At 68.7% G+C, this 23,859-nt stretch carries 21 protein-coding genes; 10 read left to right on the top strand and 11 right to left on the bottom strand.

The window, feature by feature from the left end; all coding sequences use genetic code 11:
• The 6 genes from HMPREF0975_RS16380 to HMPREF0975_RS13665 all read left to right on the top strand — a co-directional run.
• The coding region (locus HMPREF0975_RS16380) for a pantoate--beta-alanine ligase (protein ID WP_009234806.1) at nt 1-305 on the top strand (305 nt) is incomplete at its 5' end.
• A gap of 97 nt (nt 306-402) precedes the next feature.
• The gene (gene panD / locus HMPREF0975_RS13685) at nt 403-858 is read left to right on the top strand and encodes an aspartate 1-decarboxylase (protein WP_009234805.1); all 456 of its coding nucleotides are present in this window, start codon (nt 403-405) and stop codon (nt 856-858) included.
• Nucleotides 859-922: 64 nt separating this feature from the next.
• Complete coding sequence (locus HMPREF0975_RS13680) at nt 923-2,125, top strand: hypothetical protein (protein WP_009234804.1); 1,203 nt, start codon at nt 923-925, stop codon at nt 2,123-2,125.
• 144 nt (nt 2,126-2,269) lie between these two features.
• Nucleotides 2,270-3,979 carry a lysine--tRNA ligase gene (locus tag HMPREF0975_RS13675; RefSeq protein ID WP_049939982.1) on the top strand — a complete coding sequence of 570 codons (1,710 nt, stop codon included), beginning with the start codon at nt 2,270-2,272 and terminating at the stop codon, nt 3,977-3,979.
• A 143-nt stretch (nt 3,980-4,122) separates the two neighbouring features.
• Nucleotides 4,123-5,424, top strand: coding sequence for an AAA family ATPase (locus tag HMPREF0975_RS13670; protein ID WP_009234802.1), 1,302 nt, complete (start codon nt 4,123-4,125; stop codon nt 5,422-5,424).
• A gap of 61 nt (nt 5,425-5,485) precedes the next feature.
• The gene (locus tag HMPREF0975_RS13665; RefSeq protein WP_049939980.1) at nt 5,486-6,034 is read left to right on the top strand and encodes an RloB family protein; all 549 of its coding nucleotides are present in this window, start codon (nt 5,486-5,488) and stop codon (nt 6,032-6,034) included.
• On the opposite strand, the gene HMPREF0975_RS13660 is transcribed toward HMPREF0975_RS13665, so the two are convergent.
• The 5 genes from HMPREF0975_RS13660 to HMPREF0975_RS13640 all read right to left on the bottom strand — a co-directional run bounded on the left by HMPREF0975_RS13660 (nt 6,031) and on the right by HMPREF0975_RS13640 (nt 11,109).
• Nucleotides 6,031-6,591, bottom strand: coding sequence for a DivIVA domain-containing protein (locus HMPREF0975_RS13660; protein ID WP_009234800.1), 561 nt, complete (start codon nt 6,589-6,591; stop codon nt 6,031-6,033). The genes HMPREF0975_RS13665 and HMPREF0975_RS13660 overlap by 4 nt on opposite strands.
• Nucleotides 6,588-7,325: a pentapeptide repeat-containing protein gene (locus tag HMPREF0975_RS13655; RefSeq protein WP_009234799.1), complete on the bottom strand. Its 738-nt coding sequence runs from the start codon at nt 7,323-7,325 to the stop codon at nt 6,588-6,590. The genes HMPREF0975_RS13660 and HMPREF0975_RS13655 overlap by 4 nt, the downstream gene beginning before the upstream one ends.
• A 210-nt stretch (nt 7,326-7,535) precedes the next feature.
• Nucleotides 7,536-9,749, bottom strand: coding sequence for an ABC transporter permease (locus HMPREF0975_RS13650; RefSeq protein WP_009234798.1), 2,214 nt, complete (start codon nt 9,747-9,749; stop codon nt 7,536-7,538).
• Nucleotides 9,746-10,588 (bottom strand): ABC transporter ATP-binding protein, encoded by an 843-nt coding sequence (locus HMPREF0975_RS13645; protein ID WP_009234797.1) that lies wholly within the window; start codon nt 10,586-10,588, stop codon nt 9,746-9,748. The genes HMPREF0975_RS13650 and HMPREF0975_RS13645 overlap by 4 nt, the downstream gene beginning before the upstream one ends.
• Nucleotides 10,585-11,109, bottom strand: coding sequence for a PadR family transcriptional regulator (locus HMPREF0975_RS13640; protein ID WP_009234796.1), 525 nt, complete (start codon nt 11,107-11,109; stop codon nt 10,585-10,587). Before HMPREF0975_RS13640 ends, HMPREF0975_RS13645 begins: the two co-directional genes overlap by 4 nt.
• Before the next feature lie 214 nt (nt 11,110-11,323).
• Between HMPREF0975_RS13640 and HMPREF0975_RS13635 the strand changes: the two genes are divergently transcribed.
• Genes HMPREF0975_RS13635 through fepB form a run of 4 tightly spaced genes read left to right on the top strand, consistent with a single transcriptional unit; the run spans nt 11,324 to nt 15,538 of the window.
• Nucleotides 11,324-12,376 carry a FecCD family ABC transporter permease gene (locus tag HMPREF0975_RS13635; RefSeq protein WP_009234795.1) on the top strand — a complete coding sequence of 351 codons (1,053 nt, stop codon included), beginning with the start codon at nt 11,324-11,326 and terminating at the stop codon, nt 12,374-12,376.
• Nucleotides 12,373-13,491, top strand: coding sequence for a FecCD family ABC transporter permease (locus HMPREF0975_RS13630; protein ID WP_009234794.1), 1,119 nt, complete (start codon nt 12,373-12,375; stop codon nt 13,489-13,491). Before HMPREF0975_RS13635 ends, HMPREF0975_RS13630 begins: the two co-directional genes overlap by 4 nt.
• Nucleotides 13,488-14,444, top strand: coding sequence for an ABC transporter ATP-binding protein (locus tag HMPREF0975_RS13625; protein WP_009234793.1), 957 nt, complete (start codon nt 13,488-13,490; stop codon nt 14,442-14,444). Before HMPREF0975_RS13630 ends, HMPREF0975_RS13625 begins: the two co-directional genes overlap by 4 nt.
• 17 nt (nt 14,445-14,461) lie before the next feature.
• Nucleotides 14,462-15,538 (top strand): Fe2+-enterobactin ABC transporter substrate-binding protein, encoded by a 1,077-nt coding sequence (fepB, locus tag HMPREF0975_RS13620; protein ID WP_009234792.1) that lies wholly within the window; start codon nt 14,462-14,464, stop codon nt 15,536-15,538.
• A 96-nt stretch (nt 15,539-15,634) separates the two neighbouring features.
• Here fepB and HMPREF0975_RS13615 read toward each other — a convergent pair whose 3' ends face one another.
• The 6 genes from HMPREF0975_RS13615 to HMPREF0975_RS13590 all read right to left on the bottom strand — a co-directional run bounded on the left by HMPREF0975_RS13615 (nt 15,635) and on the right by HMPREF0975_RS13590 (nt 23,830).
• Nucleotides 15,635-16,141 carry a ClbS/DfsB family four-helix bundle protein gene (locus HMPREF0975_RS13615; RefSeq protein WP_009234791.1) on the bottom strand — a complete coding sequence of 169 codons (507 nt, stop codon included), beginning with the start codon at nt 16,139-16,141 and terminating at the stop codon, nt 15,635-15,637.
• A gap of 54 nt (nt 16,142-16,195) precedes the next feature.
• Nucleotides 16,196-17,767 carry a peptide MFS transporter gene (locus HMPREF0975_RS13610; protein ID WP_009234790.1) on the bottom strand — a complete coding sequence of 524 codons (1,572 nt, stop codon included), beginning with the start codon at nt 17,765-17,767 and terminating at the stop codon, nt 16,196-16,198.
• A 188-nt stretch (nt 17,768-17,955) separates the two neighbouring features.
• A complete protein-coding gene (locus tag HMPREF0975_RS13605; protein WP_009234789.1) occupies nt 17,956-19,566 on the bottom strand; it encodes a peptide MFS transporter in 1,611 nt (536 codons plus the stop codon).
• Nucleotides 19,567-19,908: 342 nt separating this feature from the next.
• Nucleotides 19,909-21,177: an alpha-hydroxy acid oxidase gene (locus HMPREF0975_RS13600; RefSeq protein ID WP_009234788.1), complete on the bottom strand. Its 1,269-nt coding sequence runs from the start codon at nt 21,175-21,177 to the stop codon at nt 19,909-19,911.
• A gap of 238 nt (nt 21,178-21,415) precedes the next feature.
• On the bottom strand, nt 21,416-22,972 hold the full coding sequence (locus tag HMPREF0975_RS13595; protein WP_009234787.1) for a mannitol dehydrogenase family protein: 1,557 nt from the start codon (nt 22,970-22,972) through the stop codon (nt 21,416-21,418).
• Nucleotides 22,973-23,179: 207 nt separating this feature from the next.
• Nucleotides 23,180-23,830 carry a LutC/YkgG family protein gene (locus tag HMPREF0975_RS13590; RefSeq protein ID WP_009234786.1) on the bottom strand — a complete coding sequence of 217 codons (651 nt, stop codon included), beginning with the start codon at nt 23,828-23,830 and terminating at the stop codon, nt 23,180-23,182.
• Nucleotides 23,831-23,859 lie beyond the last annotated feature (29 nt).

Raw genomic sequence — 23,859 nt, 5'->3', positions numbered from 1 at the left:
TGCGGGCCGGTCGCGACATCGCCGTGGAGGCGGCCGCCTCCGGCGCCCGCCCCGACCCGGCCTCGATCCGCCGGGCCGCCCTGGCGTCCTTGGAGGCATCCGACGGCATCGAGGTCGACTACGTGGCCCTCGTCGACCCCACCGGATTTGAGGACCTGACCGACTCCGGACTCGGCCTGCCGCGCAGCGCACCGGTGAGAGAGGACGCGGAGGAGGGCCCTGCGCCCATGGGCCTGCTGGCCGTGGCCGCCCGCGTGGGAACCACCCGCCTCATCGACAACACCCTCATCGACCTGCGCCCGTAGGCACCGCGCGGGAACCTGCCCGCGAGCATGTCGGGTCGCTCACCCTGTGCCGCGCCGTACAGTACGCCGGGCTCCCCACCGTCTACGCTGTGCCGCGATGAGCGCCCGCACCCGGACGATGATGACGTCCAAGATCCACCGCGCCACCGTGACCCAGGCTGACCTCGACTACGTCGGCTCGATTACGGTGGACGTCGACCTGCTCGAGGCCGCTGACCTGCTGCCCGGCGAGCGTGTGGACATCTGCAACTGCACCAACGGCAACCGCCTGTCCACCTACGTCATCCCCGGCGAGCGCGGCGCCGGAGAGATCTGCGTCAACGGTGCCGCCGCCCACTTGGTCGGTCCCGGCGACGTCGTCATTCTCATCGCCTACTCCCAGATTCCCGACGATGAGGCCCGCACCTACCTGCCCCGCGTCGTCTTCGTCGACGCCGCCAACCGGATCGTGGAGCGGGGCACCGACCCCGGCCAGGTGCCGGTCGACTCCGACGTCGCCCGCCTCCAGGGCCTGCGCCCCTCCGGCATCCCCCTGGCCGAGGCCCGCGCCTGAAACCTAATCGGCCGGTCATCGGTTACCTGCTTCGCAAGCGCGGGCTCCGGATAGGATCCCGGCCATGGACTGGCCCTACACCGACTGTCCCACCCTGTGCACGCGTCGCGCACTGACAGCGGAGGATCTGCAGTCGAGTGCGCCCGGACTCGTCGTTGAGGCTGACGGCAACGGGACCGACTTCAGCGTCAGCAGAGGCGGTGATGGCGATGATCGCGATGGCAACATCCTTGAGATCGGAGTTCACACGTACTCGCTGGATGAGTCCCTCGATTTCTTCGAGTATGTCCGGGACGTCTCAGGGCGCGACGACCTCAGGTTCTGCTACTGGGTCGACTGCGAGACGTACGAGGATGGTGACTGGACTCACGGGGACCTGGCTCTCACGATCGTGGAGGCGCTGGCGCGCAGATGTGACGGTGTGATCGCCGTTTGGTTGGAGCGGGTGGTGTGGCCGGCTCCTGAGCTGGCTCCGCCCGACTTCGTTGAACCAACCCGGTCTAGAGAGATGGTGGCGCAGTCTGTCCACATGCGGTGGTTCGTGCGAAAGGCGGTGTGCGCCACGCCGGTGTCCGCCTGGATGCGGGCCGTCGGGCGGACCGCCCCGCAGTGGCTGCCACGCGCGTACAGCGGCCCCGCCTGGCCGCAGCCCCTGGATGAGGCGGCCATCCGCAATGCTGATGACTGGTGGCATGGCGTTTATGTCGGGATGTCCCTCTACGGAGATGAGCCGATGGGGCGTGTTTGGCTCGGCAACAACTCCGGAATCGCAGAGCCGTGCGGTATGTACGAGGCCCAGTGCACGATCGGGCTGGACCGTCTCAATGCATCCGAGATGAGTCCCCTGTTCGAGGTATTCACGGCGGTTGCCGACGAGCTGGGGGCCGAGCTCGCCCTTGCCGAGGTTCTCACGGGCTGGAGTCGCGCGCGCGACGGTTCCTTCGCGGTGGGAGCAGAGGAGCATCGCGCGCAGAACCTTCACGTCGGTAGGACGATCCTGGCCGGTCTGCCGGCGCATCCGGTGCCATGGTGCTACCTGGGACCGGCCTACTCGCGGCTGCTCTCCGGCTCCCTCCTTCAGGTCCCGGCCTCATGGGAGCAACGACGCACCTTTCGCGGCGTTGCCCTGCGTCTGAGCCCGACCCCGGTCAGGAGCGAGGACCTGCCACCGACCTGGTTCCCGCCGAAGTACTGCGTCTCGCGGCGACGGCGCTGGTTCCGGGCCCCCGATATCGTCGGTGCTGCTGCGGCGCCCCAGTGGGGTTAACGAGTTATCCGGGCTGCGCCGCGTCGGTGCGAAGCGTCCCAACCCGATCGGTCGCCACGGGTGTGACCAGGATCGGGTGTGGTGCGGGAGTCGTCGGGCCCCGAGGGACGGCCGGGGCGGGCGGGCGCCGTTAGACTCCCTCACGTGACAGACCAGACCACCCCCAGCCCTGACCCGACCGCCACCGACGCCCCCGCCGGCACCGAGTCCCCGAAGTCTCCGAAGGCCCCGAACTCTTCGGACGGCTCGGTGGACCGGCCCAAGCAGCCCAAGGCCGATCCGGGCCCGGGCGAGCAGTTCGAGGTCCGCGCCGGCAAGCGCGAGCGCCTGCGCGGCGAGGGCTGGGACCCCTACCCGGTCTCCGTGCCCGTCACCACTACCATCGCCGCCGTGCGCGAGGCCTACTCCCACCTCGAGGCCGGTGACGAGACCGACGACGTCGTCGGCGTGGCCGGCCGCGTCGTCTTCCTGCGCAACACCGGCCGCCTGTGCTTCGTCACCCTGCAGGACGGAGCAGGCGCCACCCTGCAGGCCATGCTCTCGGCCAAGGCCCTGCCCGCAGAGGGCCACACCGCGCTCGCGGCCTTCAAGGCCGACGTCGACCTGGGCGACCACCTCTTCGTCCACGGCCGCGTCATCTCCTCGCGCCGCGGGGAGCTGTCCGTCATGGCCGAGCCCGTCCTACGCGAGGGCGCCGAGGCCGCCACGGCCGGGGACGACGACGTCGAGGTCCCCGCCTGGCGGATCGCCTCCAAGGCCCTGCGCCCCCTGCCCAAGACCTGGACCAACGAGGCCGGCGAGGCGGTGACGCTCTCGGAGGAGCAGCGCGTGCGCCGTCGCGAGCTCGACCTGCTCACCCGGCCCTCCGCCCGCGACATGGTGCGCACCCGGGCCGCCGTCGTGCGCTCCATCCGCGAGAACTTCTTCCGCCGCGACTACCTGGAGCTGGAAACCCCCATGCTCCAGGTCATCCACGGCGGGGCGGCCGCGCGCCCGTTCATCACCCACATGAACGCCTTCGACATGGATCTCTACCTGCGCATCGCCACGGAGATCTACCTCAAGCGCGCCGTGGTCGGCGGCGTCGACCGCGTCTTCGAGATCAACCGCAACTTCCGCAACGAGGGCGCCGACTCCTCCCACTCCCCGGAGTTCACGGCCCTGGAGGCCTACGAGGCCTACTCCGACTACAACGGCATGGCCGACCTGACCCGCAACCTCGTCCAGCAGGCGGCCCGCGACACCTTCGACCTGCCCGAGGGCGGCGAGGTCGTCACGCTCGCCGACGGCACCGAGTACGACCTGTCGGGCGAGTGGGACACCATCGACCTCTACACCTCCGTCTCCGAGGCCCTCGGCGAGGAGATCACCGTGGAGACCCCGCGCGAGCGGCTCGTCGCCCACGCCGAGCGGATCGGCCTGGAGATCGACGACTACGCCGTGGCCGGCAAGGTCGTCGAGGACATCTTCGAAGAGCTCGTCGGCAACAAGCTGTGGGCCCCCACCTTCGTCTACGACTTCCCCGAGGACACCTCGCCGCTGACCCGCTACCACCGCAGCAAGCCGGGCCTGACCGAGAAGTGGGACCTCTACGTGCGCGGCTTCGAGACCGCCACCGCCTACTCCGAGCTCGCCGACCCGGTGGTCCAGCGCGAGCGCTTCGAGGCTCAGGCACTCGCGGCCGCCAAGGGCGACCCCGAGGCCATGGTCCTGGACGAGGACTTCCTGGTTGCCATGGAGCAGGGCTTCCCACCGTCTGGCGGCATGGGCATGGGTATCGACCGCCTCCTCATGGTGCTCACCGGCCAGGGGATCCGCGAGACCATCACCTTCCCCCTGGTCAAGCGGAGCTGACTCGTACTCGGCCTTCGCGCCGGCCGGTCATCGCCGCCTTCGAGCAGACAATGACCAGTTGGCCGTTCGAGGTGAAGCAGTTGTGAGCTCCTCGTTTTGGGAAAGAACTTCCCAAAACGAGGAGCTCACAGTATAGTTATTGCATGCTGCTCGACTTCACCGTAGCGAACTACTGCTGTTACGCGGAGGAGACGACCCTCGATCTCACTCGGAGTTCGCTCAAGACTTTGACGCCACGCGCGGGCTCCCCGTGGCAGGAGCAGACATGGCGCGTGGCGGCGATCTTCGGTGCTAACGCCTCGGGTAAGTCGACCCTCCTGGACGCGCTTAACTGCCTCCACCACGCCGTCGGCGGCCAGAGAGACATCCTGTACCAGCCCTTCAGCCTCGATCGCGACCACGCGGCGCAGCCGTCCCGTTTCTCCATCGGTTTCACCCATGAGAACGAGCGCTACAGCTACAGCGTCGAGGCGCATCGCTGGGGCATCTCGCGGGAGGAGCTTTGGGCCGCGGGGCAGCGCTGGCGCAAGGTTTTCGTGCGCACCCAGGGCTCCGAGGATGACGAGCCCACGATCGAGTCCGGTACCACCCTCAAGGGCGCCACGAACGAGGTCCGTCGGATCACGACGCCCAAGGACCTCTTCCTCGCCGTGGCTCTTAAGTACAAGCACGCCACGCTCGCGCCGATCGCGCGCAGCCTGCGAACCATGCGCTTCATCCACCACAGCGATGAGGAGCGCAGTTCGCGTCTGCGGTGGGTGATGAGTCGGCTTGCAGAGGACCCTGAGCAGTGGAGTGGCATTGCGAACGCCATCGCTCGGGCCGCCGATCTTGGCATCGTCGGTCTTGAGCTCGAGGAGCAGGAGGTTCCTCGGGAGGTGCTTGAGTTCCTGCGTCGTCTTCCTTGGAGCGAGGACGAGGAGGCTGAGGTTCCCGCCGAGGTGCTCAAGGAGCTCCAGCGTCACCTCGTCCTCCACCACCGCGGTGCCGACGGTGAGGAGTATCGATTGACTATCGGCCAGGAGAGCCAGGGCACTCTCACCTGGTTGGCAACGGTCGGTCCCGCCATTGACGCCTTGCGGCTGGGCCAGGTGTTGTGCATCGACGAGCTCGACGCGAGCCTCCACCCCACACTGACCGCCACATTGGTGGACATGTTCAAGGACCCGGACCTCAATCCCCGGGGTGCCCAGATCGTCTTCACAACCCATAACACGGCGCTCCTGGACAATTCCCCCGTCCAGCTCTTGGAGGCGGGCGAGGTGTGGATGAGTGAGAAGTCGTCCTCCGGTTCCAGCGAGCTCTTCTCACTCGCAGACTTCCCCACTAATCGCAAGGGCACGAACAAGCAGCGCCGCTACCTCGCCGGTGCCTTCGGCGCTATTCCTCGGGTGGACACCTCCAGCCTCCGCCGGTACCTCTCAACACCGGCGGAGGCGAGGTGAGGTGACGCCACCGAGAAGGAAACGGCGCAGCCAACGAGCCGAACTGCGCACCGTTCTCCTCGTGACTAATGGGCGGGTCACCGAGAGCGCCTACCTGCAGCAGCTGTGCCGACGTGTGGACCGCGACAGAGTCTCAGCCAAAGTGAAGGTCATCAACGGTGACCCGCTCACCGTCGTCAAGGAGCTCAGCGGACCTCGGTCAGATCTTAGCGACTACAGGGAGGTGTGGATCGTCGTCGACCACGATGGCCGGGAACGTCATGACTTCCTTAAGGAATGCCGGGAATTGAGCAGCAGGCAGACCATTGTCCACGGCATCGTCTCCGTGCCCTGCTTCGAGGTCTGGCTCAACGCCCACGACGCTCATGTGAAGAACTACCGGAACCAGGCGGACACGCAGGCGCACTATCTGGAACTAACAGGACTCAGCAAGAAGAATGCCAAGACGCTCCCTGATGACTTTCCTTGGAATGAGGCCGTGCAAGCTGTAGCCAGGTGCCACCTGCCGACGGACAGCCTCCCCGAGCTCGGTACCCAGGGTGCTTGCCCGTCGACAACAATGCCCCATCTGCTCCGCGGTCTCGGACTTCTCGGCGCTGACGAGTTCTAAAACCCGGTAGTCCCCAGGCGGCGCTGGGCGGACTCGAGCTCGGCGCGCAGGTAGGCGTTCTCCTGCTGGAGCTGGGCGATGTACTGGTCGCGCTGGGCGATCGCCTCGGCGTACTGCGGGTCGCCCGTCGCCCCGGCGGTTCCCGGAGCGATTCCCGCCCCGGTGGCGTAGCCGGCATCCCCATACGCTCCGGGTGCCGGTCCGTACGCGCTCGTACCCGCTCCATAGGCGCTACTGTTCAGTCGTGCCTCCATGGTTTCCATGGTCTCCACGATCGTGTCTAGGAAGGCGTCGACATCCGGCTGCTCGTACCCTTCCCGGAACCTGGATGTCGTGAACCGAATACTCTTGACGTCCTGGGAGGTCAGAAGTATCCCCGACTCCTGGTGAGAGCCGGAAGTCGCTCCCGGTCCCGCACCAAGGCGCTCCTCAAGTCCCCGCAACGTGGTGGTCACTTCGTCGAGGAACTCGTCGACCTCGTCCTGAACGTATCCCTCCCGGAGCCTCGTGCTATCGAACTTCACGTTGAGGACGTCATCGGATGTCAGTAGCGTCATGCTCGCCTGCTCCTTGTTATCGGTTTCTGTCCGTGGTCCTGGTCCTCGACCCGCAGCCCCAGGTGTTCTGCTAAGAGCCGCGCGAGCTCGGTGAGCTGCTCGCCGCTGATGGTGGCCCCGCCCAGGGAACCCACTCCGCTGACCACTCTCATCTCCAGCCCGCGCAGGTCGACGTCGCTCAGGCTCCCGCCGCGCAGCCGCAGCGTGTCCACCCGGCAGTCCTCGAAACGGACCCGCTGGGCCTCGATGCCGCTCAGGTCCAGTTCGTCGATCCTGGTGCCCCGGATGAGGATGTCGCGCATAGCGGTCCCGGCGAGGTTGGCGAAGCCGAGGCGACAGTCCTCAATGAGGACGGACTCGACGTCGGCGTCATAGAACTCCCAGGCGCCGATCCGCGAACCGGTGAGTTCCACCGTGCGCCACGTCGAGCGCGGGCTGTGAAGGTAGGTGGAGTTCAGACGTTCCAGGCGACAGTCGACCAGCCGTGCCGCGGTCAGGTCGGTGTCGTCGGCGAAGATCGCCGAGAACCGGCAGTTCAGCAGGCTGACCGCCGACAGGTCGGCGCCGCTGAGGTCCGCCTCGGCCAGTTCCAGGTCCTCGACCATCTCGCCGGCGGCCAGCTCGTCCGCCTCGCCGTCGCGCAGGCGGCTGAGATCCGGTGCTGTGAGGACCGGCGGCCTCAGGGAGGCAGCGGGGGAGGAGCCTGCGGCCGTGTCGGTCCGTCCTGCGGTCATGGTCCTGTTCTATCGCAGATCGGCTCCGGGCACTGGGGGTTGTTCTCCCCGGTGCCCGGCTGTGAAGGAGGGACTTGTGTCCAAATCTGTGACAAAGGAGTTCAGAGGCCATCACTCCGCCAAAAGGAACCGCGGAATCATGCGGTTTTCTTTTCCGCAACTGAGCCCGGTCAAGGCCTTTGTCACAGATTTGAACACTACGGGCCGTTGCTACTCGAATCGGACGGTGGTGCTGGCCAGCATGCGGCGGCCGTAGCGGGCACTGACCAGGGTCGCCACCGCTACCAGTGCCAGACACGCCCCCAGCACCAGCCAGTAGCCGCCGTCCGGCCAGCTGATATGGCGGCCCGAGACCCCGCCGACAAGAGACCACGCGGTCAACCATCCCAGGCCGATGCTCATGACCAGAGCCGTCGCCGCCGGCAGCACCGTCTCGTAGGAGACCATGGAGCGCAGTGTCGCCGGCGGCATGCCGACCAGTCGCAGCAGGCCGAGGACCCGCTTGCGGCCCAGGAGCGCCGCCACCGTCGAGACCCCGAGCGACACCGTGGAGATTCCCGCGGCGATGAGGATGCCGATGTATCCGAGACGGGCGAACTGGTTCTCCATGGCGCTGGCCTGGATGCTCTGGATCGAGTTAGGCGAGGAGGGGGAGGTGCCCAGCTCGAGATTGGAGGTGGCCAGGGCGGTACGGGCCCGCTCGACGGCCCCGGGGCTGGCCGGGTCGGTGCCCACGAGGAGAATGGGCGCGCCCTGCTCACGGGCGGTCGCCAGATCCTCGGCGCTAACCGGTGACGGCGAGGCGGCCGCGTTCTCATACAGCCACCGAGTACTGATGCTCACCGCGCCACCAGGCGATTCCACATGCGGCGCCCCGAGAGCCTCCGCCTTGTCGGCCTCGAGGATGACCTGACCCTCCTGCCTGGAGTCTCCACTGATCCGTCCCACCGCGACCGTCGTCACCCCGGGGACGGCGGCGAGCCGGTCGACGGCGCTCTCCAGGGTGCCCTCGTCGCTGACCGCAGGGATAGCCTCAAGCGTCGAGGGGGACAAGTGACCGTTGCCTTGAGTGATATCGCGGGTGCCCGCGGCGACCGTGATGGCGACAGCGAAGACCGTCATGGCGTAGACGGCGATAACAACACCCGCCACTGCTTGGAAGACCGCCCGGGGGTGCCGGGCGATGCGATTGAAGCCGATCACCTGCGCCGCCGATCGGGCCAGCGCCCGACCGCCTCGCGCCACCCACCAGGTCAGGACCGGTCCTGCCCACAGCAGCCCCAGCATCGCGCACAGGAAGGAGATGGGCAGTAGGTAGATGGTCAGTGCGGACTCCTGGCGGGCCACCGCTGGGGTACTGACCAGCCCCGCCATCCCGAGGATCACGGGCGCCAGCGAGATGAGGCGGGGCTGGCGCTCACTGCGCTCCCGGGACCCGCCCAGAGGGCCGACATCGGCCCGTCGCGTGCGCCACCAGGCCACGGCCGCCGCCCCCGCCGTCGTGACGGTGACGGCGAGGACCGCATTGACCGGTGAGCGCAGCAGATCGGAGTAGTAGAAGCGGCTCGACCCCAGTGAGATCTGCGCGGCCACGGGAATCATGACCAGGTAGAGCGCCACACCCGCCAGGGCGCCGACGAAAGTGGTGGCCCCGATCTCCAGGGCCGCGGTGCGGGCCACCTGCTGGGGCGTGGCCCCGATGAGGCGTAGCGTGGCGAAGCGCTCGGCCCGCTGCGCCGCCCCCAGGTCGGTGACGATCCCGACGAGCAGCAGCGCGGGCACGAGCACCGCGATGGCGCCGATGAGCATGGCGATCCGATAGGCCTCGTTTTCATAGGGGATGCTCTGGAACGAGGTAACCACCTGGGGAGGAATGTGGGACTGAGAAGAGGCCACGGTCCCCAGCTCCGTCCCGACGACGGCCACGAGCGAGTCCGGGCCCTCGACGGCGTCGGGGGCCAGGACGCCCACCTGCTTGCCGTAGCGGTCGCCGAGCTGGTCGGCTGGAAGGGAGGCGATGCGCTTGGCCAGGGCCGGTGAGGCGAGGTACTCGCCCTGCTTCGGCACGACGTCGGAGCCCGGGATCCTCACCGAGGTGGTGCCCGACTCCGGCAGGGCCACCTGCAGGACCGTGATCGTCTCCGGGCCCACCGTGTCGAGGTTGCTGGCGACGGCCAGCTCGCTGTCCTTCAGAACGTGGTCGGGCTGGAGGTCCGTGTGGCTCGACTGCTGGGAAACGCCGGGAAGGAGGGCCGTGGACGCCCAGCTGGAGCGCAGGCTGCGTTCGGGGAAGGCCTGGGCGGCGGCCAGCAGCATGAGGAACAGCGCCACCCCCACCATGACGCCGGCGACGATCCCGGCCAGGCGGCGCCGGGCGGAGCGGTCGTTGGCGACGAGCAGCCTGGTCAGGGCGATGCGGCTCATGACCGGCCCCCGGTGGCGGCGTGCCTGGGCTCGCTCGGGCCGGAACCGGCCTGCGTGGTGCCGGAGCCGATGCGGCCGTCGCGTACGGTGACCTCCCGGTCGGCGTAGGCGGCGATGCGCGCGTCGTGGGTGATGATGACCAGGCTGGCGCCGCGGGAACGTACCGAGGCCAGCAGTACCTCCATGGTCCGCTCGGCGGCCAGGGAGTCCAGGGAGCCGGTGGGCTCGTCGGCGAAGAGGATGCGCGGACTGGTCACCAGCGCCCGTGCGACTGCGGCCCGCTGCGCCTGCCCGCCCGAGAGCTGGGTGGGGCGCTTGTCCAGGTGCTCGCTCAGGCCCAGCTCGACCAGGGTCTCGCGGGCCCGGGCCAGGGCCTTCCTGCGCGGGGCGCCGGCCAGGAGCAGGGGGATGGTGACGTTGTCCAGGGCGGAGAGGTCCGGCAGGAGCTGGCCGAACTGGAAGATGAAGCCGAACTCGTTCAGACGCAGGCGGCTGCGGGCGGCCTCGTCGAGCGCAGCGATGTTCACAGCGATGTCTTCAGCGACGTCCGTCGCGCCGCCTCCAGGAGACTTGCCTCCGTGGTAGCCAACGCTTCCGGCATCGGGTACGAGGACCCCGGCCATGACGTGCAGGAGCGTTGACTTGCCCGAGCCCGACGGGCCGGTGACGGCCAGGACCTCACCGGCCAGGAGGTCCAGGTCGACGCCGCGCAGCGCCAGGGTCTGCCCGAAGCTCATCTCCAGGCCGCGGGCGCGCATGAGGACCTCGTCCGGCAGGTGCGCCCCGCCCTGACCGGGCGCGGGGGTGACGTCGGTGGCCGCGACAGTGGTGGCGTTCATGAGCGCACCTCCGTCCGCAGCTCGCCCAGGCGGGCCGCGGTGGTCTCCATCCAGCGCAGGTCGGCCTCGATGTGGAACAGGGCGTGGTCGGCCAGCAGCACCGTGCGCAGGTCGCCGTCCTGCTTGAGACGGGTCAGCTCGCGCATGCGCGCCATGTGCTCGGCGCGCTGGAGGTCGAGGAGACGGTCGGCGTCGTCGTCGAGCCTGAGGGCGATGATGGTCTTGGCGAAGATGTCGGCCTGGACGTCGCCGGCAGGAGTGACAGGGGTCAGCAGCCACTGCTCGACGGTCTCGCGGCCGGCATCGGTGACCTTGTAGCGCTTGCGCTCGGGGCCGGCGCCGGGCTCGGCCTCGACCTGGGTGATGAGCCCGTCGCGCACCAGGCGGGCGAGCGTGGCGTAGACCTGCCCGTAGGCCAGTGGTTTGGATGCGGCGAACCAGTGGTCCCAGGAGCGCTTGAGGTCGTAGCCGTGACCCGGTCCGGCACTGAGCAGGCCGAGGAGAGTGAGTCTGGATTCCATGCCCGCGACTATACGCTGAGTGTATACACGCGCGATATACTCCGTGAGGAGGAGAAGCCGGACTGCGGCGGTGCGCCTGTATCGGGGCGGTGGGCCTGCGCCACCCGGGACATGCAGGCCCGGGCTGTCGGGCCGGTCGACCCGGGTTTGACAGGCGTCGACCTCCCCTTTAGGTTAGGCATGCCTTTGTAGTAGATGGTGTGGGGGAGGCCCGATGCCGGAACGGGTTATCAGGGAGGGCACTCACCCCTTTCGCCCCCGTCCCCGCCTCAGCCCTCTCCTCCGGCGCCCGGCCGTCCTCCTGGCCGCAGCCATCTTGCTGGCCCTGTGCATCCTGGCCTCCCTGTTCGTCGGCTCCTCCAGGATCCCCGCCGACCAGGTCGCCCACTACCTGCTCCACCCGGACGCCTCCAACGTCTCCTACAACATCAACGTCCTGCGCGTTGAGCGCACCATCATCGGCGTGTTGGTCGGAGCGGCCCTGGCGGTGTCCGGCGCCGTCATGCAGGCTGTCACCCGCAACCCCCTGGCCGAGCCCGGGCTGCTCGGCGTCAACGCCGGCGCCTCTCTGGGCATCGTGCTGGGCACCGCCGCACTCGGCGTCCTCCCAGTCCCCGGCCAGCTACTCCTGGCGGCCGGCGGCGCCCTGGTCGCCACCGCGCTCGTCCAGGTCATCGGCATGATCGGCGGCTCGACCTCCTCGCCGGTGCGCCTGGTCCTCATCGGCGTTGCCTTCTCGGCCTTCGCCGGGGCGGTCATCCGCGGCGTCGTACTGACGATGCCGAACCTGTTCCGCACCTTCATCGACTGGGAGGTCGGCTCCCTGACCCGCGCCGACATCCCCCTGCTGCCGATGATGCTCCTCGTGGCCCTGGGAACCGGCGCGGCCCTCCTCCTGGCCGGCGCCCTGGACAATATCGCCCTGGGCGACGACGTCGCCGCCGCGCTGGGCACCCGGGTCGGCCTCGTGCGGGGCTTGAGCCTGGCGGTCATCACGCTCCTGTGCGCCACAGCCACCACGGTCGCCGGCCCCATCGGGTTCGTCGGGCTCATGGCCCCGCTGACGGCCTCCTGGTTCATGGGGCCCCACCGGGGATGGATCGTTGCCCTGTGCGCGCTGGGCGGTCCTGTCGTCGTCCTGGCCGCCGACGTGCTGGGGCGCGTCCTGGCCCGGCCCGGCGAGATGCAGGTCGGTCTGCTGACGGCCTTCGTGGGCTCGCCCGTCCTGCTGCTCATGGTCCTGCGGATGAAGGACCGGGCCTCATGAGGGGAGACAGACTGAACCGTGCCGCCGCTGCGATGCATACTCCCGCCGCTACCGGCCCGCGCCGCAGCTTCCACGTGGGGACCGACGCCGGACGCCTGTGGATAGTCGTTGGCCGCTGGTCGGTGCTCATCACCCCGCGCCACGTCGTCGTCGGCCTCATGCTGCTGGCGCTCAGCCTCGCAGTGGCCGTCGCCGCCCTGCGCCTGGGGAAGTTCACCGTCACCACCCAGGAGGTCATCGACGCGCTCCAGGGCCAAGGGCGCAGAATCGTCCAGATCGTCATCGTCAAGTGGAAGCTGCCCCGGATCCTGCTGGGGCTTGTGGCGGGCCTGGCCCTGGGTGTGGCCGGGGCCGTCTTCCAGACCATCACCCGCAACCCCCTGGGCTCGCCCGACCTCATCGGCTTCAGCACCGGAGCGCAGACCGGGATCCTGGTCAGCGTCCTGCTCCTGCCCGGCGGTATGTTGTCCGCCTCCCTGGCCTCCTTCATCGGCGGCGCCGCCGTGGGGACGGTGACCTACCTCGTCTCCCTGCGCGGCGGGTTCACCGGGCTGCGCTTCATCCTGGTGGGGATCGCCATCAGCTCGATGCTCATCTCGGTCAACCGCTGGCTTCTGGTGCGGGTCGACGACGACGAGGGCCTGGGTGCCCTCAAGGCCATCACCGGCACGCTCGGGGCGGCCCGGTGGCCGGTGGTCGCCCCGACCAGCCTGGCCATCGCACTCGCCCTGGCCCTGATGCTGCCGGTCGCCCGGCATCTGCGGGTTGTGGCGCTGGGTGAGCAGATGGCTACCGTCCTGGGCAGCCCCACCCGCCGTGTCGTCGCCGTCCTCATCCTGTTGGGCACGGTGCTGGTGGCGGTGGTGACGATGGCCGCCGGCCCCATCGGCTTCGTAGCCCTCGTGGCGCCCCACCTGGCCCGGTTCCTCACCGGCTCCCCGCAGCCCCCGCTGCTGGTCTCCGGCCTGACAGGGAGCCTCCTGCTGGCGGGCGCCGACCTGCTCAGCCAGCTGGTACTCGAGTCGATGCCCGTGAGCGTGGTGACCAACGCCGTCGGTGGCCTCTACCTCATGGTGGCGCTGACCGCGACGGCGCGTGGAAGGAGATCCCTGTGAATGGACCGACCACCGAGCAGCCCACCGATCCGCCTACTGCCGCTGGACCGACCGCCTCCGAGGTGCGCCTGACCGCCCGGAGCGCGACCATCGCCTACGAGGGCCACGTGGTCTCCCGGGACCTCGACGTGGACATCCCGGCAGGCGTCTTCACCGCCATCGTCGGCCCCAACGCCTGCGGGAAGTCCACACTGCTGCGCGCCCTGGCCCGCCTGCACCGGCCCGCCCGGGGCGCGGTCCTGCTCGACGGTGCCGACATCGCCCGCCTCGGCACCAAGGAGGTCGCCCGCCGGGTCGGCCTGCTGCCCCAGAGCGCCGTCGTACCCGGAGGCATGCTGGTGCGCGACCTCGTGGCCCGCGGCCGCTTCCCCCACCAGGGCATGTTCCGCCAGTGGTCGCGAGAGGACCGGACGGCCGTCGAGGATGCCATGGAGATGGTGGGCGTCACCGAGCTGGCCGCCCGCCCCGTCGACGAGCTCAGCGGAGGTCAGCGCCAGCGCGTATGGATCGCCCTGGCCCTGGCCCAGGGCACCGAGACGATCCTCCTGGACGAGCCCACCACCTTCCTCGACCTGGCCCACCAGGTCGACATCCTCCAGCTATGCCGCCGTCTCAACGCCGAAGGGCGCACGGTGGTGGCCGTCCTGCACGACCTCAACCAGGCCGCGCGCTGCGCCGAGCACATGATCGTCATGCACGACGGCCGGGTCCGCGTCACCGGCTCCCCGCGCCGGATCCTCACTGAGGACCTCGTCGACGAGGTCTTCGGACTGGCGGCCGTCATCGCCCCGGACCCAGTGGCGGGCACCCCCATGGTGGTGCCCCGCCACCTGGGCGCGGTCACGCCGGCCGGCACCGCCCCTGCTACGGCCCCCGCTGCCGCTCCACAGCCTTCTGCCGAGCTCGCCTCGGCAGGTACTAGCCCGACTGCTCGCTCCCAGCAGGACGGATAAGAAAGGAACACAGACAGATGAACGCATCCACGCGGCGCGCCCGCCGCTTGAGACAGGGTCTTGTCGCCGTCGTCGCCATGGTGCTGAGCACCGGCCTGGCGGCCTGCGGCTCCTCCGGTTCGACCTCCACGTCAACCGCCGCTGGCTCCGCGGGGGCCTCTGGTGCCGCCTCGGCCGGAGCCTCCGCTGAGGCCACCTGGCCGGTCACCATCAAGGGGGACGACGGCGTCGACGTCACACTCAAGGCCGAGCCCAAGAGCATCGTGTCCACCTCGGTGACGCTGACCGGATCGCTCCTGGCCATCGACGCCCCGGTGGTCGCCTCGACGCCGGCCAAGAAAAAGGACGAGAAGACCGACGACAACGGCTTCTTCACCCAGTGGTCAAAGCAGGCCACCGACAAGGGTGTCAAGGCCATCGACGGCACCGAGGACAACCTCGCCCAGACGGTCGCCGGCGACAACCCCGACCTCATCATCGTCGCCAAGACGGGGCAGGACTCGGCCGTCAAGGTGGTCGAGAGCCTGCGCCAGCTCGAGGTCCCCGTCCTCGTCATCGACTACGGATCGCACTCCTGGCAGGACGTCACCAAGACCCTGGGCCAGGCCACCGGCCGCCAGGCCAAGGCCGACTCCGTCGTCAAGGACTACAGCACCAAGGCGGAGAAGGCCAAGGGCGCCATCGCCGTCCCACAGGGGGCGACGTCGGTCTTCACGGTCCCCGGGGACGGCACCAAGGGCGCCAATGCCTTCACCGAGGAGGCCCCGCAGGTCCAGCTCCTCAAGGACCTGGGCTTCACCATCGCCACCGTCCCCGACAACGTCAAGGGCGACCAGTCCATGGGTGACCGCAAGGACATCATCCAGCTCTCGCCCGAGAACGTCCAGGCGGGACTGACCGGTGAGAACTGGGTGGTCATCGCCGCCGATGAGACAGCGAAGAACGCCGTCACCAGCAACGAGACCTTCAGCTCGGCAGCCCCGGTGACCGGAGGCAAGGTGCAGTACATGCCGCCCTCGTCCTTCCGGCTGGACTACTACTCGGCCCTCGAGATGCTCGATGCCGTCCAGAAGGCCTACCCCAAGGCCTCCTGATCCAGCCTAATCCGATCAGAGACAAGGGTGCCCCGGGCCGAGAGCCCGGGGCACCCTTGTTCTTTGAGTCCTCCCAGGGTTGAGCGATCCGAGTGCTCAACCGCGCTTCCAGGCGCGGATCTTCGCGCGGAAGGAGGTGAAGGGCGCCACCGTGTTGATATGCACCCACTTGGCCACCGGCCAGGCCGACGGCGTCGAGGAGGCCCATGCCCGCTGCCCGGAGGTGAAGAGCTCGTCTCGGCTCAGCGATGTCACGAGGGCGACGACGCCGTCGACCCTTTCCCGAAAGGCCTCCCGAAGCTGGGGCAGCGAGGCGTCGCGCCACTGCTCGTAGAAGGAGCTGTTGAGATCGCCGAGCCGGTTCCACCGGTAGCCGGGCGCGGGCGTGACCACCTCGCGCCCCGCCCGCTCGTCTTGCTCCCAGCCCAGCAGCAGGTCCATCCACCCCAGCTGGTAGGCGAGCATCTGCGCCGGGGTGCGGTCCGCGCCGTCCTTGAGCGTGTGGAGCCCGGAGGCGGGGACGTCGTCGAACTCTGCGACGAACAGTTCGGCGCGTTTGCGGATCTCGGCGATGAGCTCCTCGCCGGAGGTGTAGCTCTTCATGACGGTCCTCTTTTCCATCGTCTCCCCACCGGCCCGCCGGCGGCCTAGCCGTGCCTAGTCCTGGGAGATGACCCCGACGTCGGCCATCTTCCGCTCCGTCCAAGGAGCGACGACGAACAGGATGATGGCCACGGCGACCGTCACGACGCCCAGACCGTAGTAGTAAGTGGAATTCGCGACGTGCTCCGTTCTGGAGATGATGAAGCCGGCGAGCCCTTGGCCGGTGGCTGTCGTCAGCAGCCACAAGCTCATCGTCTGGGAGGCGAAGTTCTTGGGCGCCAGTGCCGACGTTGTGGACAGTCCCACCGGGGACAGGAAGAGCTCGGCGACGGTCTGGATGATGAAGACCACGGCCAGGAACCACCAGGGGGCCAGCTTCGCGCCGCCGGTCCAGGTCTGGAAGCCGTAGCCCAGGATGAAGGCCGATGTGCCGATGGTGAGCACCGAGATCGCGAACTTCATGATGGTGGAAGGGAACCTGCCTGCCCGCCGGGTGAAAAGCCAGCCGATGAACGGGGCCAGGATGACGATCGTGGCCGGGTTGATGGACTGGTAGGTCTCCGGGCTAATGACCCATCCGATCACCGGGATATGACCGTCGGTGTAGTCCTTGGCGAAGGTGGCCATCTTGCCGGCCGCCTGCTCGGAGATCATGAAGAACAGGACCGCGCCGATCCACAGGGGGATGTAGGCGCGCAGGTGGGAGCGCTCGCGGGCCGTGACCTTGGGCGAGCGGAACATCAGCGCGAAGTAGCCCAACGCCGCACTGGTCGGAATGATGAGCATGGTGGTGGAGATGGCCTCCAGCAGGCTTCCGGTCAGAGTGCTGAGGACCGCGACAAGCGCGGCCGTCCCCGCCACGATCAGTACCGATACGAGCACGAACCTCTTGTGCTCCTCGGGACGGATAGGGTTGGGAACGGTGAAGGCGAAGGCCGAGAGCTTGTGGCGCCCATAGACGAAGGCGATCAGGGCCACCCCCATGCCGACGGCGGCCGAGGAGAAGCCGGCATGGTAGCCGTAGCGCTCGCGCAGCCAGCCGGTCACCAGCGGAGAGGCGAGCGACCCGACGTTGACCGACATGTAGAACAGTTGGAAGCCGGCATCACGCCGCGGGTCATCGTCGTCATAGAGACCCCCGACGATCGTGGACAGATTCGGCTTGATGAAGCCGGTGCCCACGGCCACCAGGACGATACCGAGCCAGGAGGTGGCCACCACGGGGATGGACAGACAGATGTGCCCGGCCATGATGACCAGGCCGCCGTAGAGGGTGGACAGCCATGGCCCGATGACCCGGTCGGCGAAGATGCCCCCGGGGATGGCCAGCAGGTAGACGGCGGCGCTGTAGGAGGCCAGGATGACCTGGCCGGAGTTGGCGCTCAGGCCGAGGCCGCCACTCGCCACGGTGTCGGTGATGAAGTACAGCAGGATGGCGCGCATGCCGTAGTAGGAGAAGCGCTCCCACATCTCCACATTGAGCATCCAGGGCAGGCCCCGGGGGTGGCCGAACAGCCCCCGGTCCTCCTTCGACGGCGTCATGCGCAGGGTGGCGGGCCGCCAGCGGCTGGTGATTATCCGGCCGGTGGCGAGATCGTCCTCGACGGGAGCCGGGGTCGTTGACATGAGACTCTCCCTTCCTGCGGTCGGGTGAGGAATGCGACCGGACCATCGGTGTCCAGTACGAACCGCAGGTACCCGTGCACCTTACTCCGACCGTGCAGTCGATCGGGGAGAAATACGAGGATAATCAGGCAGGTGATTCCCGCCGAGGCGGGGTGGGGCTACTCGGCGAGACTCTGGTCAGTCGCGGCTCACTCGGCAGTGGCCGTCTCGACGTCGGCCATCTGCCGCTGCGTCCACGGGGCGACGGCGAACAGCACCAGGGCCATGAGCAGTGTGGCCACGCCCAGACCATAGTAGTAGGTGGCGTCGGAGAGGTGCTCGGTCTGGGCGATGACGAATCCGGCGACGCCCTGCCCGGCGGCGACGCTGAGCCACCACAGCCCCATCGCCTGGGAAGCGAAGTTCCTGGGGGCCAGGGCGGTCGTCGTGGCAAGGCCGACCGGAGTCAGGAAGAGCTCGGCGACGGTCTGGATGACGTAGACCAGCGCCAGGAACCACCAGGGGGACAGGTCCTGTCCGCCCGGCCAGATCTGGAATCCGTAACCCAGCATGAGCGCCGAGAGCCCGACGATGAGCACCGCGATGACGAACTTCATGATGGTGGAGGGGAACCTGCCCGCCCGCCGGGTGAACAGCATGCCGACCAGCGGAGCCAGGAGCACGATCGCCGCGGGGTTGACCGACTGATAGGCCTCAGCGGTGGTCGACCATCCGAAGAAGGGCAAGCGCAGGTCCGTGTTGGACTCGGCGAAGGTGGCCATCTTGCCGGCGGCCTGCTCGGTGATCATGAAGAATAGGACCGCGCCGATCCACAGGGGGATGTAGGCGCGCAGGTGGGTTCGCTCGGGGACGGTGACCTTCGGGGAGCGGAACATGACCACGAAGTAGGCCACGGCCGTACCGACCGGGATGAGCAGGCCCGCCGTAGCGACGGTGGTGACCAGGTTGCCGGTGAGCACCTGGAGGACTGCGACGACGACGCCGATGGCGACCAGGACCCCGAGGGATCCCAGAAGCAACCGTTGGCGCTCCTCGGGGCGGATGGGGTTGGGGACGGTGAAGGCGAAGGCCGAGAGCTTGTGGCGGCCATAGACGAAGGCCGCCAGAGCGAAGGCCATGCCGACGGCGGCCGAGGAGAAGCCGGCGTGGTAGCCGTAGTGCTCGCGCAGCCAGCCGGTGAGCAGGGGAGAGGCGAAAGCGCCGACGTTGATGGACGTGTAGAACAGCTGGAAGCCGGCATCGCGGCGGATGTCATCGTCGTCGTAGAGGCCGCCGACGATGGTCGTCAGGTTCGGTTTGATGAAGCCGGTTCCGACAGCGACCAGCACGATCCCCGTCCAGGATGTGACAGTGGTGGGGATGGTCAGGCAGATGTGCCCAGCCATGATGACCACGCCGCCGTAGAGGGTGGACAGCCACGGCCCGATGACCCGGTCGGCGAAGATGCCCCCGGGGATGGCCAGCAGGTAGACGGCCATCCCGTAGAGCGCGATGACGACCTGTCCGCTGGTATCGCTCAGGCCCAGGCCCCCATCGGCCATCGTGTCGGTGATGAAGTACAGCAGGATGGCGCGCATGCCGTAGTAGGAGAAGCGCTCCCACATCTCCACATTGAGCATCCAGGGCAGGCCCCGGGGGTGGCCGAACAGTCCCCGGTCCTCTCTCGACGGCGTGGTGCGCAGGCTGCGAGGCCGCCAGCGGCTGGAGATGAGACGGCCGGGTTGGGCGAAGTCGTCGTCCTCGAGGTCGTCGACCGTCGTCGCGGGACCTGACATCGGATCTGACGTGGACTGTGCCATGGCGCTGTCCCTTCCTCAGGGCGGTGGTCGCTCGGAGCTGACCGCAGGGGTGATCCAGGGCGCTGGGTGGTTCGTCTCGCGCAAGGAGGCCCAGACCCGTCGCCGAGGAGAGATGTGAGTCTGCCGAGACCATAGCGCCCGGTCTGTTTCCGGCATGCTTCCGGTTCTCGTTAGGACGCCGGTGGCCCCGGAGCGGGGACCACTGGGGTCGCCTCTCCGGGGCCACCGGGTGCCGCCCGCGCACGGGCGACCAGTAGGGATTCCTCCGCGGAGCGGAGGGCAGGGGGAAGACCGGGCGAGCCCCGAAACCGTCCGTCAGGTCCGGGCGGGGCCCGCGCAGGGTCAGCGGGCGACGGCGTCGGCCGCCGCCTTGACCCGCGGGCGCACCGGGGCCAGGCGGGTCAGCTGGGTGACGTGACGCGGCTCGAGCTCACCGATGCTGGAGACGCCCAGGAGCTTCATGGTGCGGATGACCTCGTCGGAGAGGATCTCGATCATGCGGTCCACGCCCTCACGGCCGCCGGCCATGAGACCGTAGAGGTAGGCGCGGCCCACGAGCCCGAACTTGGCGCCCAGGGCGAGAGCGGCCACGATGTCGGCGCCGTTCATAATGCCGGTGTCCACCATGATCGTGGCGTCCTTGCCGACCTCCCGGACCACCTCGGGCAGGAGGCGGAAGGGGACGGGGGCGCGGTCGAGCTGGCGTCCGCCGTGGTTGGACAGCAGGATGCCGTCGACGCCCAGGTCGATGAGGCGTTTGGAGTCCTCGACGGTCTGCACGCCCTTGATGACGATCTTGCCGGGCCACATGGAGCGGATGATCTTGAGGTCGTCGTCGCTGATGGTGGGATCCATAGCGGCGTCGAGCAGCTCGCCCACGGTGCCGCCGGTGGATTTCAGGGAGGCGAACTCCAGCTTGGGCGTGGTCAGGAAGTCGAACCACCACCACGGGCGGGGGATCGCGTTGAGGACGGTGCCGGCCGTGATCTGGGGCGGGATGGAGAATCCGTTGCGCTTGTCGCGCAGGCGGGCCCCGGCCACGGGGGTGTCGACGGTGAACATGAGGGTGTCGAAGCCGGCCGCGGCGGCGCGCTCGACCAGCCCGTAGGAGATCTCGCGCTGGCGCATGACGTAGAGCTGGAACCAGTTGCGTCCGCGGGGGTTGGCGGCCTTGACGTCCTCGATGGAGGTGGTGCCCAGGGTAGACAGGGTGAAGGGGATCCCGGCGGCGCCCGCGGCCCCGGCCCCGGCGATTTCGCCCTCGGTCTGCATGAGGCGGGTGAAGCCGGTGGGGGCGATGCCAAAGGGCATGGCGGAACGGCCGCCGAGGATCTCGCAGGAGGTGTCGACGTCGACGGCGGGGCGAAGGATGTCGGGGTGGAACTCCACATCGCGGAAGGCCTGGCGGGCGCGGCGTAGGGAGACCTCGCCCTCGGCGGCGCCGTCGGTGTAGTCGAAGGCCGCGGCCGGTGTGCGCCGCTTGGCGATCTTGCGCAGGTCCCAGGTGGTCAGCGCGGCGTCGAGGCGTCGGCGCTTGGGGTTGAACTCGGGCGTCTTGAAGTGGAGCAGCTCGAAGATCTCGCTCGGGTTGGGAAGCTGGCGCTTGACCATAGGAACCTCATCAGTGAGTCGGATTCTGGATGCTCCGCACGGTGCGGAGTGCTCGCAAGAGGCGACTGGCCTCCGCAGCCCAGTCCTGAGTCCCACGAGCCACTTCATGCTATGGGACAAAGGTCACCAAAGCAAGGTAAGCCTTAGCAATATTCGCGGTGGTGGGGGTGGCCGGAACGTCTGCGATGCGGTACCCGCCGGTGCGGTGGAATCTGCCCGCCGGGAGGCTGGCGCACCCCTACGCGTCGGATGTCCCCGTCGACCTGACGGGCCGGGGCTGAGCCTCTCGGGGGCCGCCGGCCAGGGCCCGCAGGCGCGCCCGAGCCCCTTCGCGCCGCAGGGCGTCCAGCTCCTCGATGAAGGTTCGCCGGAAGCGCTCATCGGTCGCCAGCTCTCCGAAGACGCCCTCGTGGGAGATGAAGGCGGTCTCATGGCCGGCCTTCTGCGCGGCCGCCAGGGGCAGCAGCTCGTCGGCCAGCGAGTCGTCGATGACGATCGCCCCGCCGTTCTCATCGACGCCCTCCTCGCCCAGCGCCCAGGCGGCCACCATCGCCGCTCCCAGGCGGATCGGCCCGCCCGCGGTGAGGTTGTCGCGCACCGTGCCCAGGACGAACTTCGGCATCCGGCCGGAGGCGTCCTGCGCCAGACGGAAGAGCGTGTCCGCGATCGCCTCGTTGGTGAAGCGATCGAAGAGCGCGTCCACGTAGTCGTTCAAGTCTATCCCCGGCACCGAACGCAGCGTCGCGCGGGCCTCGCGCTCGAGGTAGGCGCGCACCCACCGGGAGATGTCCGCATCCGCGGCGGCCTCGTGCGCGTATTCGATCCCCAGCAGTCGTCCCCAGTGGGCCAGCCCCTGGTGGGAGGCGTTGAGCAGGCGCAGCTTCATGAGCTCGTAGGGCGTGACGTCGTCGACCATCTGCACCCCGACCTCCTCCAACGGGGGTCGCCCGGAGGGGAAGTCGTCCTCGATCACCCACTGGGAGAAGGGCTCGCAGACCACCGGCCAGGCGTCCTCGACGCCGAGCTTGCGCCGCAGCTCGGCGATATCGGCCACCGTGGTCCGCGGGGTGATCCGGTCGACCATGCAGTTGGGGAAGGCGACGCTGGCCTCAATCCAGTCGGCCAGCTCCGGGTCTCTCATCGCTGCCTGGGAGACGACCGCCGTGCGCGCCACTTTCCCGTTGCCGGGCAGGTTGTCGCAGCTCATGACCGTGAACGGTGCGGTCCCGGACTCCCGACGGCGCCGCAGCGCCTCAACGATGTAGCCGAAGGCGGTGACGGGCTCGCCCGGGTGCTCGGCGTCGTACACGGCTCCGGGAGAGTCGGTGCGGAACTCGCCGGTGGCGTCGTCTACGTTGTAGCCGCCCTCGGTGACCGTCAACGAGACGATCCGGGTGGTCGGCGCGCTCATGAGAGTCAGGACGGCCTCGGGGGTGTCGGGGGCGAAGAGATAGTCGTGGATGGAGCCGATGACCACCGGGTCCCGCAGTCCGCCGGGATGCTTGAGGATGAGGGTGTAGAGGTGGTCCTGGCCCTCCAGGGCGTCACGCATCCGCGCGTCGCCGGGCAGCAGTCCGACGCCGCAGATCCCCCAGTCCAGGCAGGAGCCTTCCGGGGAGGCGCTCCCGGCGCCTTCCCGGAGGCCGGTCCCGGCACGCCTGCGCATGAGCCTATCGAGGTAGGCGGCTTCGTGGGCGCGGTGGAAGCCGCCCACGCCGATGTGGACGATCCCGGTGGTCATGGAGGAGCGGTCGTAGTCAGGGGCAAGGGGCGACTCAGTCAGTGAGGTGGTCAAGAGATGTCCTTTCCGCGCTGCCGCCGATCATCTCCAGTCAACTCCGCCTCCACGGAAAACGGGCGCGCACATGCCCGGGGCGGCCCCACCGAGCCGGCCCGCACATCCCGCACATCCGCCGGAACCCTTGCGGGGACTGGCGAAGAACCGCGTCGCCCGACCGGTGTACGGTCGGGCGACGCGGAGAACAGCTGCGCTTGACGAAGCTCAGTGCGCGACGACGACGCGCAGGTTGCGCGGGCCATGGACGCCGTTGACGCGCACCAGCTCGATGTCGCTGGTGGCCGAGCCGCCGGCGATCCACGTCGTCGGGCGCGTGGGGTGCTCGCCCAGGATGTCGACGGCCTGCGGCACCGTCGGCACGATCGACTCGCGCTCCAGGACCACGACGTGCTTGTCCGGCACCAGGGAGATGGCCCGGCGGCCCTGGTCGGGCTCGCCGTCGAGGATGATCGTCCCCGAGATCGAGATGCCCACGCGCGAGCAGGTCACCACGGCGTCGATCTCGTTAAGGTCGAGGGTGGCGATGGCCTTCTTCCGGGAGTCCTCCACCACGGTGCGCCCACCCCTGGCCGCCGCCTTCTTGTAGGCCTCCGGCAGGCCGTCCGGGACGACGACGGTGCGCGCCTCGCCGAGCAGCTCGTCAATGGCATCCAGGATCGCGGCGTCCTTGGGGGCGACGATGACGCCGGCCGAGTAGTCCTCGAGCTTCTCGATCATCTCGTCGACCACGGGCTTGGAACCCGGAGGGTTCTCCCCGGAACGGATGTAGTTGCGGGGGATCGGCCCCACCGGCCGGGTCTGGGACCGAGAGATCGCGTCGCGGGCGCGGGCGAGGATCGCTGATTTGGCGTCCATCACTGTTCCTCCTCACTGGTCGGACCGGC

The sequence above is a fragment of the Actinomyces sp. oral taxon 849 str. F0330 genome (assembly GCF_000239715.1).
GTDB classification, from domain to species: Bacteria; Actinomycetota; Actinomycetes; order Actinomycetales; family Actinomycetaceae; genus Actinomyces; species Actinomyces johnsonii.
Note: the sequence above shows the minus strand (reverse complement) of the source record. Positions and strands in the feature narration are given on the sequence as shown.

Bases quoted from the DNA above. Each gene is read 5' to 3' on its own strand.
- panD (WP_009234805.1), top strand. From the start codon at position 403: ATGAGCGCCCGCACCCGGACGATGATGACGTCCAAGATCCACCGCGCC.
- HMPREF0975_RS13680 (WP_009234804.1), top strand. From the start codon at position 923: ATGGACTGGCCCTACACCGACTGTCCCACCCTGTGCACGCGTCGCGCA.
- HMPREF0975_RS13670 (WP_009234802.1), top strand. From the start codon at position 4,123: ATGCTGCTCGACTTCACCGTAGCGAACTACTGCTGTTACGCGGAGGAG.
- HMPREF0975_RS13660 (WP_009234800.1), bottom strand. From the start codon at position 6,591: ATGACGCTACTGACATCCGATGACGTCCTCAACGTGAAGTTCGATAGC.
- HMPREF0975_RS13655 (WP_009234799.1), bottom strand. From the start codon at position 7,325: ATGACCGCAGGACGGACCGACACGGCCGCAGGCTCCTCCCCCGCTGCC.
- HMPREF0975_RS13650 (WP_009234798.1), bottom strand. From the start codon at position 9,749: ATGAGCCGCATCGCCCTGACCAGGCTGCTCGTCGCCAACGACCGCTCC.
- HMPREF0975_RS13645 (WP_009234797.1), bottom strand. From the start codon at position 10,588: ATGAACGCCACCACTGTCGCGGCCACCGACGTCACCCCCGCGCCCGGT.
- HMPREF0975_RS13640 (WP_009234796.1), bottom strand. From the start codon at position 11,109: ATGGAATCCAGACTCACTCTCCTCGGCCTGCTCAGTGCCGGACCGGGT.
- HMPREF0975_RS13635 (WP_009234795.1), top strand. From the start codon at position 11,324: ATGCCGGAACGGGTTATCAGGGAGGGCACTCACCCCTTTCGCCCCCGT.
- HMPREF0975_RS13630 (WP_009234794.1), top strand. From the start codon at position 12,373: ATGAGGGGAGACAGACTGAACCGTGCCGCCGCTGCGATGCATACTCCC.
- fepB (WP_009234792.1), top strand. From the start codon at position 14,462: ATGAACGCATCCACGCGGCGCGCCCGCCGCTTGAGACAGGGTCTTGTC.
- HMPREF0975_RS13615 (WP_009234791.1), bottom strand. From the start codon at position 16,141: ATGAAGAGCTACACCTCCGGCGAGGAGCTCATCGCCGAGATCCGCAAA.
- HMPREF0975_RS13610 (WP_009234790.1), bottom strand. From the start codon at position 17,767: ATGTCAACGACCCCGGCTCCCGTCGAGGACGATCTCGCCACCGGCCGG.
- HMPREF0975_RS13605 (WP_009234789.1), bottom strand. From the start codon at position 19,566: ATGGCACAGTCCACGTCAGATCCGATGTCAGGTCCCGCGACGACGGTC.
- HMPREF0975_RS13600 (WP_009234788.1), bottom strand. From the start codon at position 21,177: ATGGTCAAGCGCCAGCTTCCCAACCCGAGCGAGATCTTCGAGCTGCTC.
- HMPREF0975_RS13590 (WP_009234786.1), bottom strand. From the start codon at position 23,830: ATGGACGCCAAATCAGCGATCCTCGCCCGCGCCCGCGACGCGATCTCT.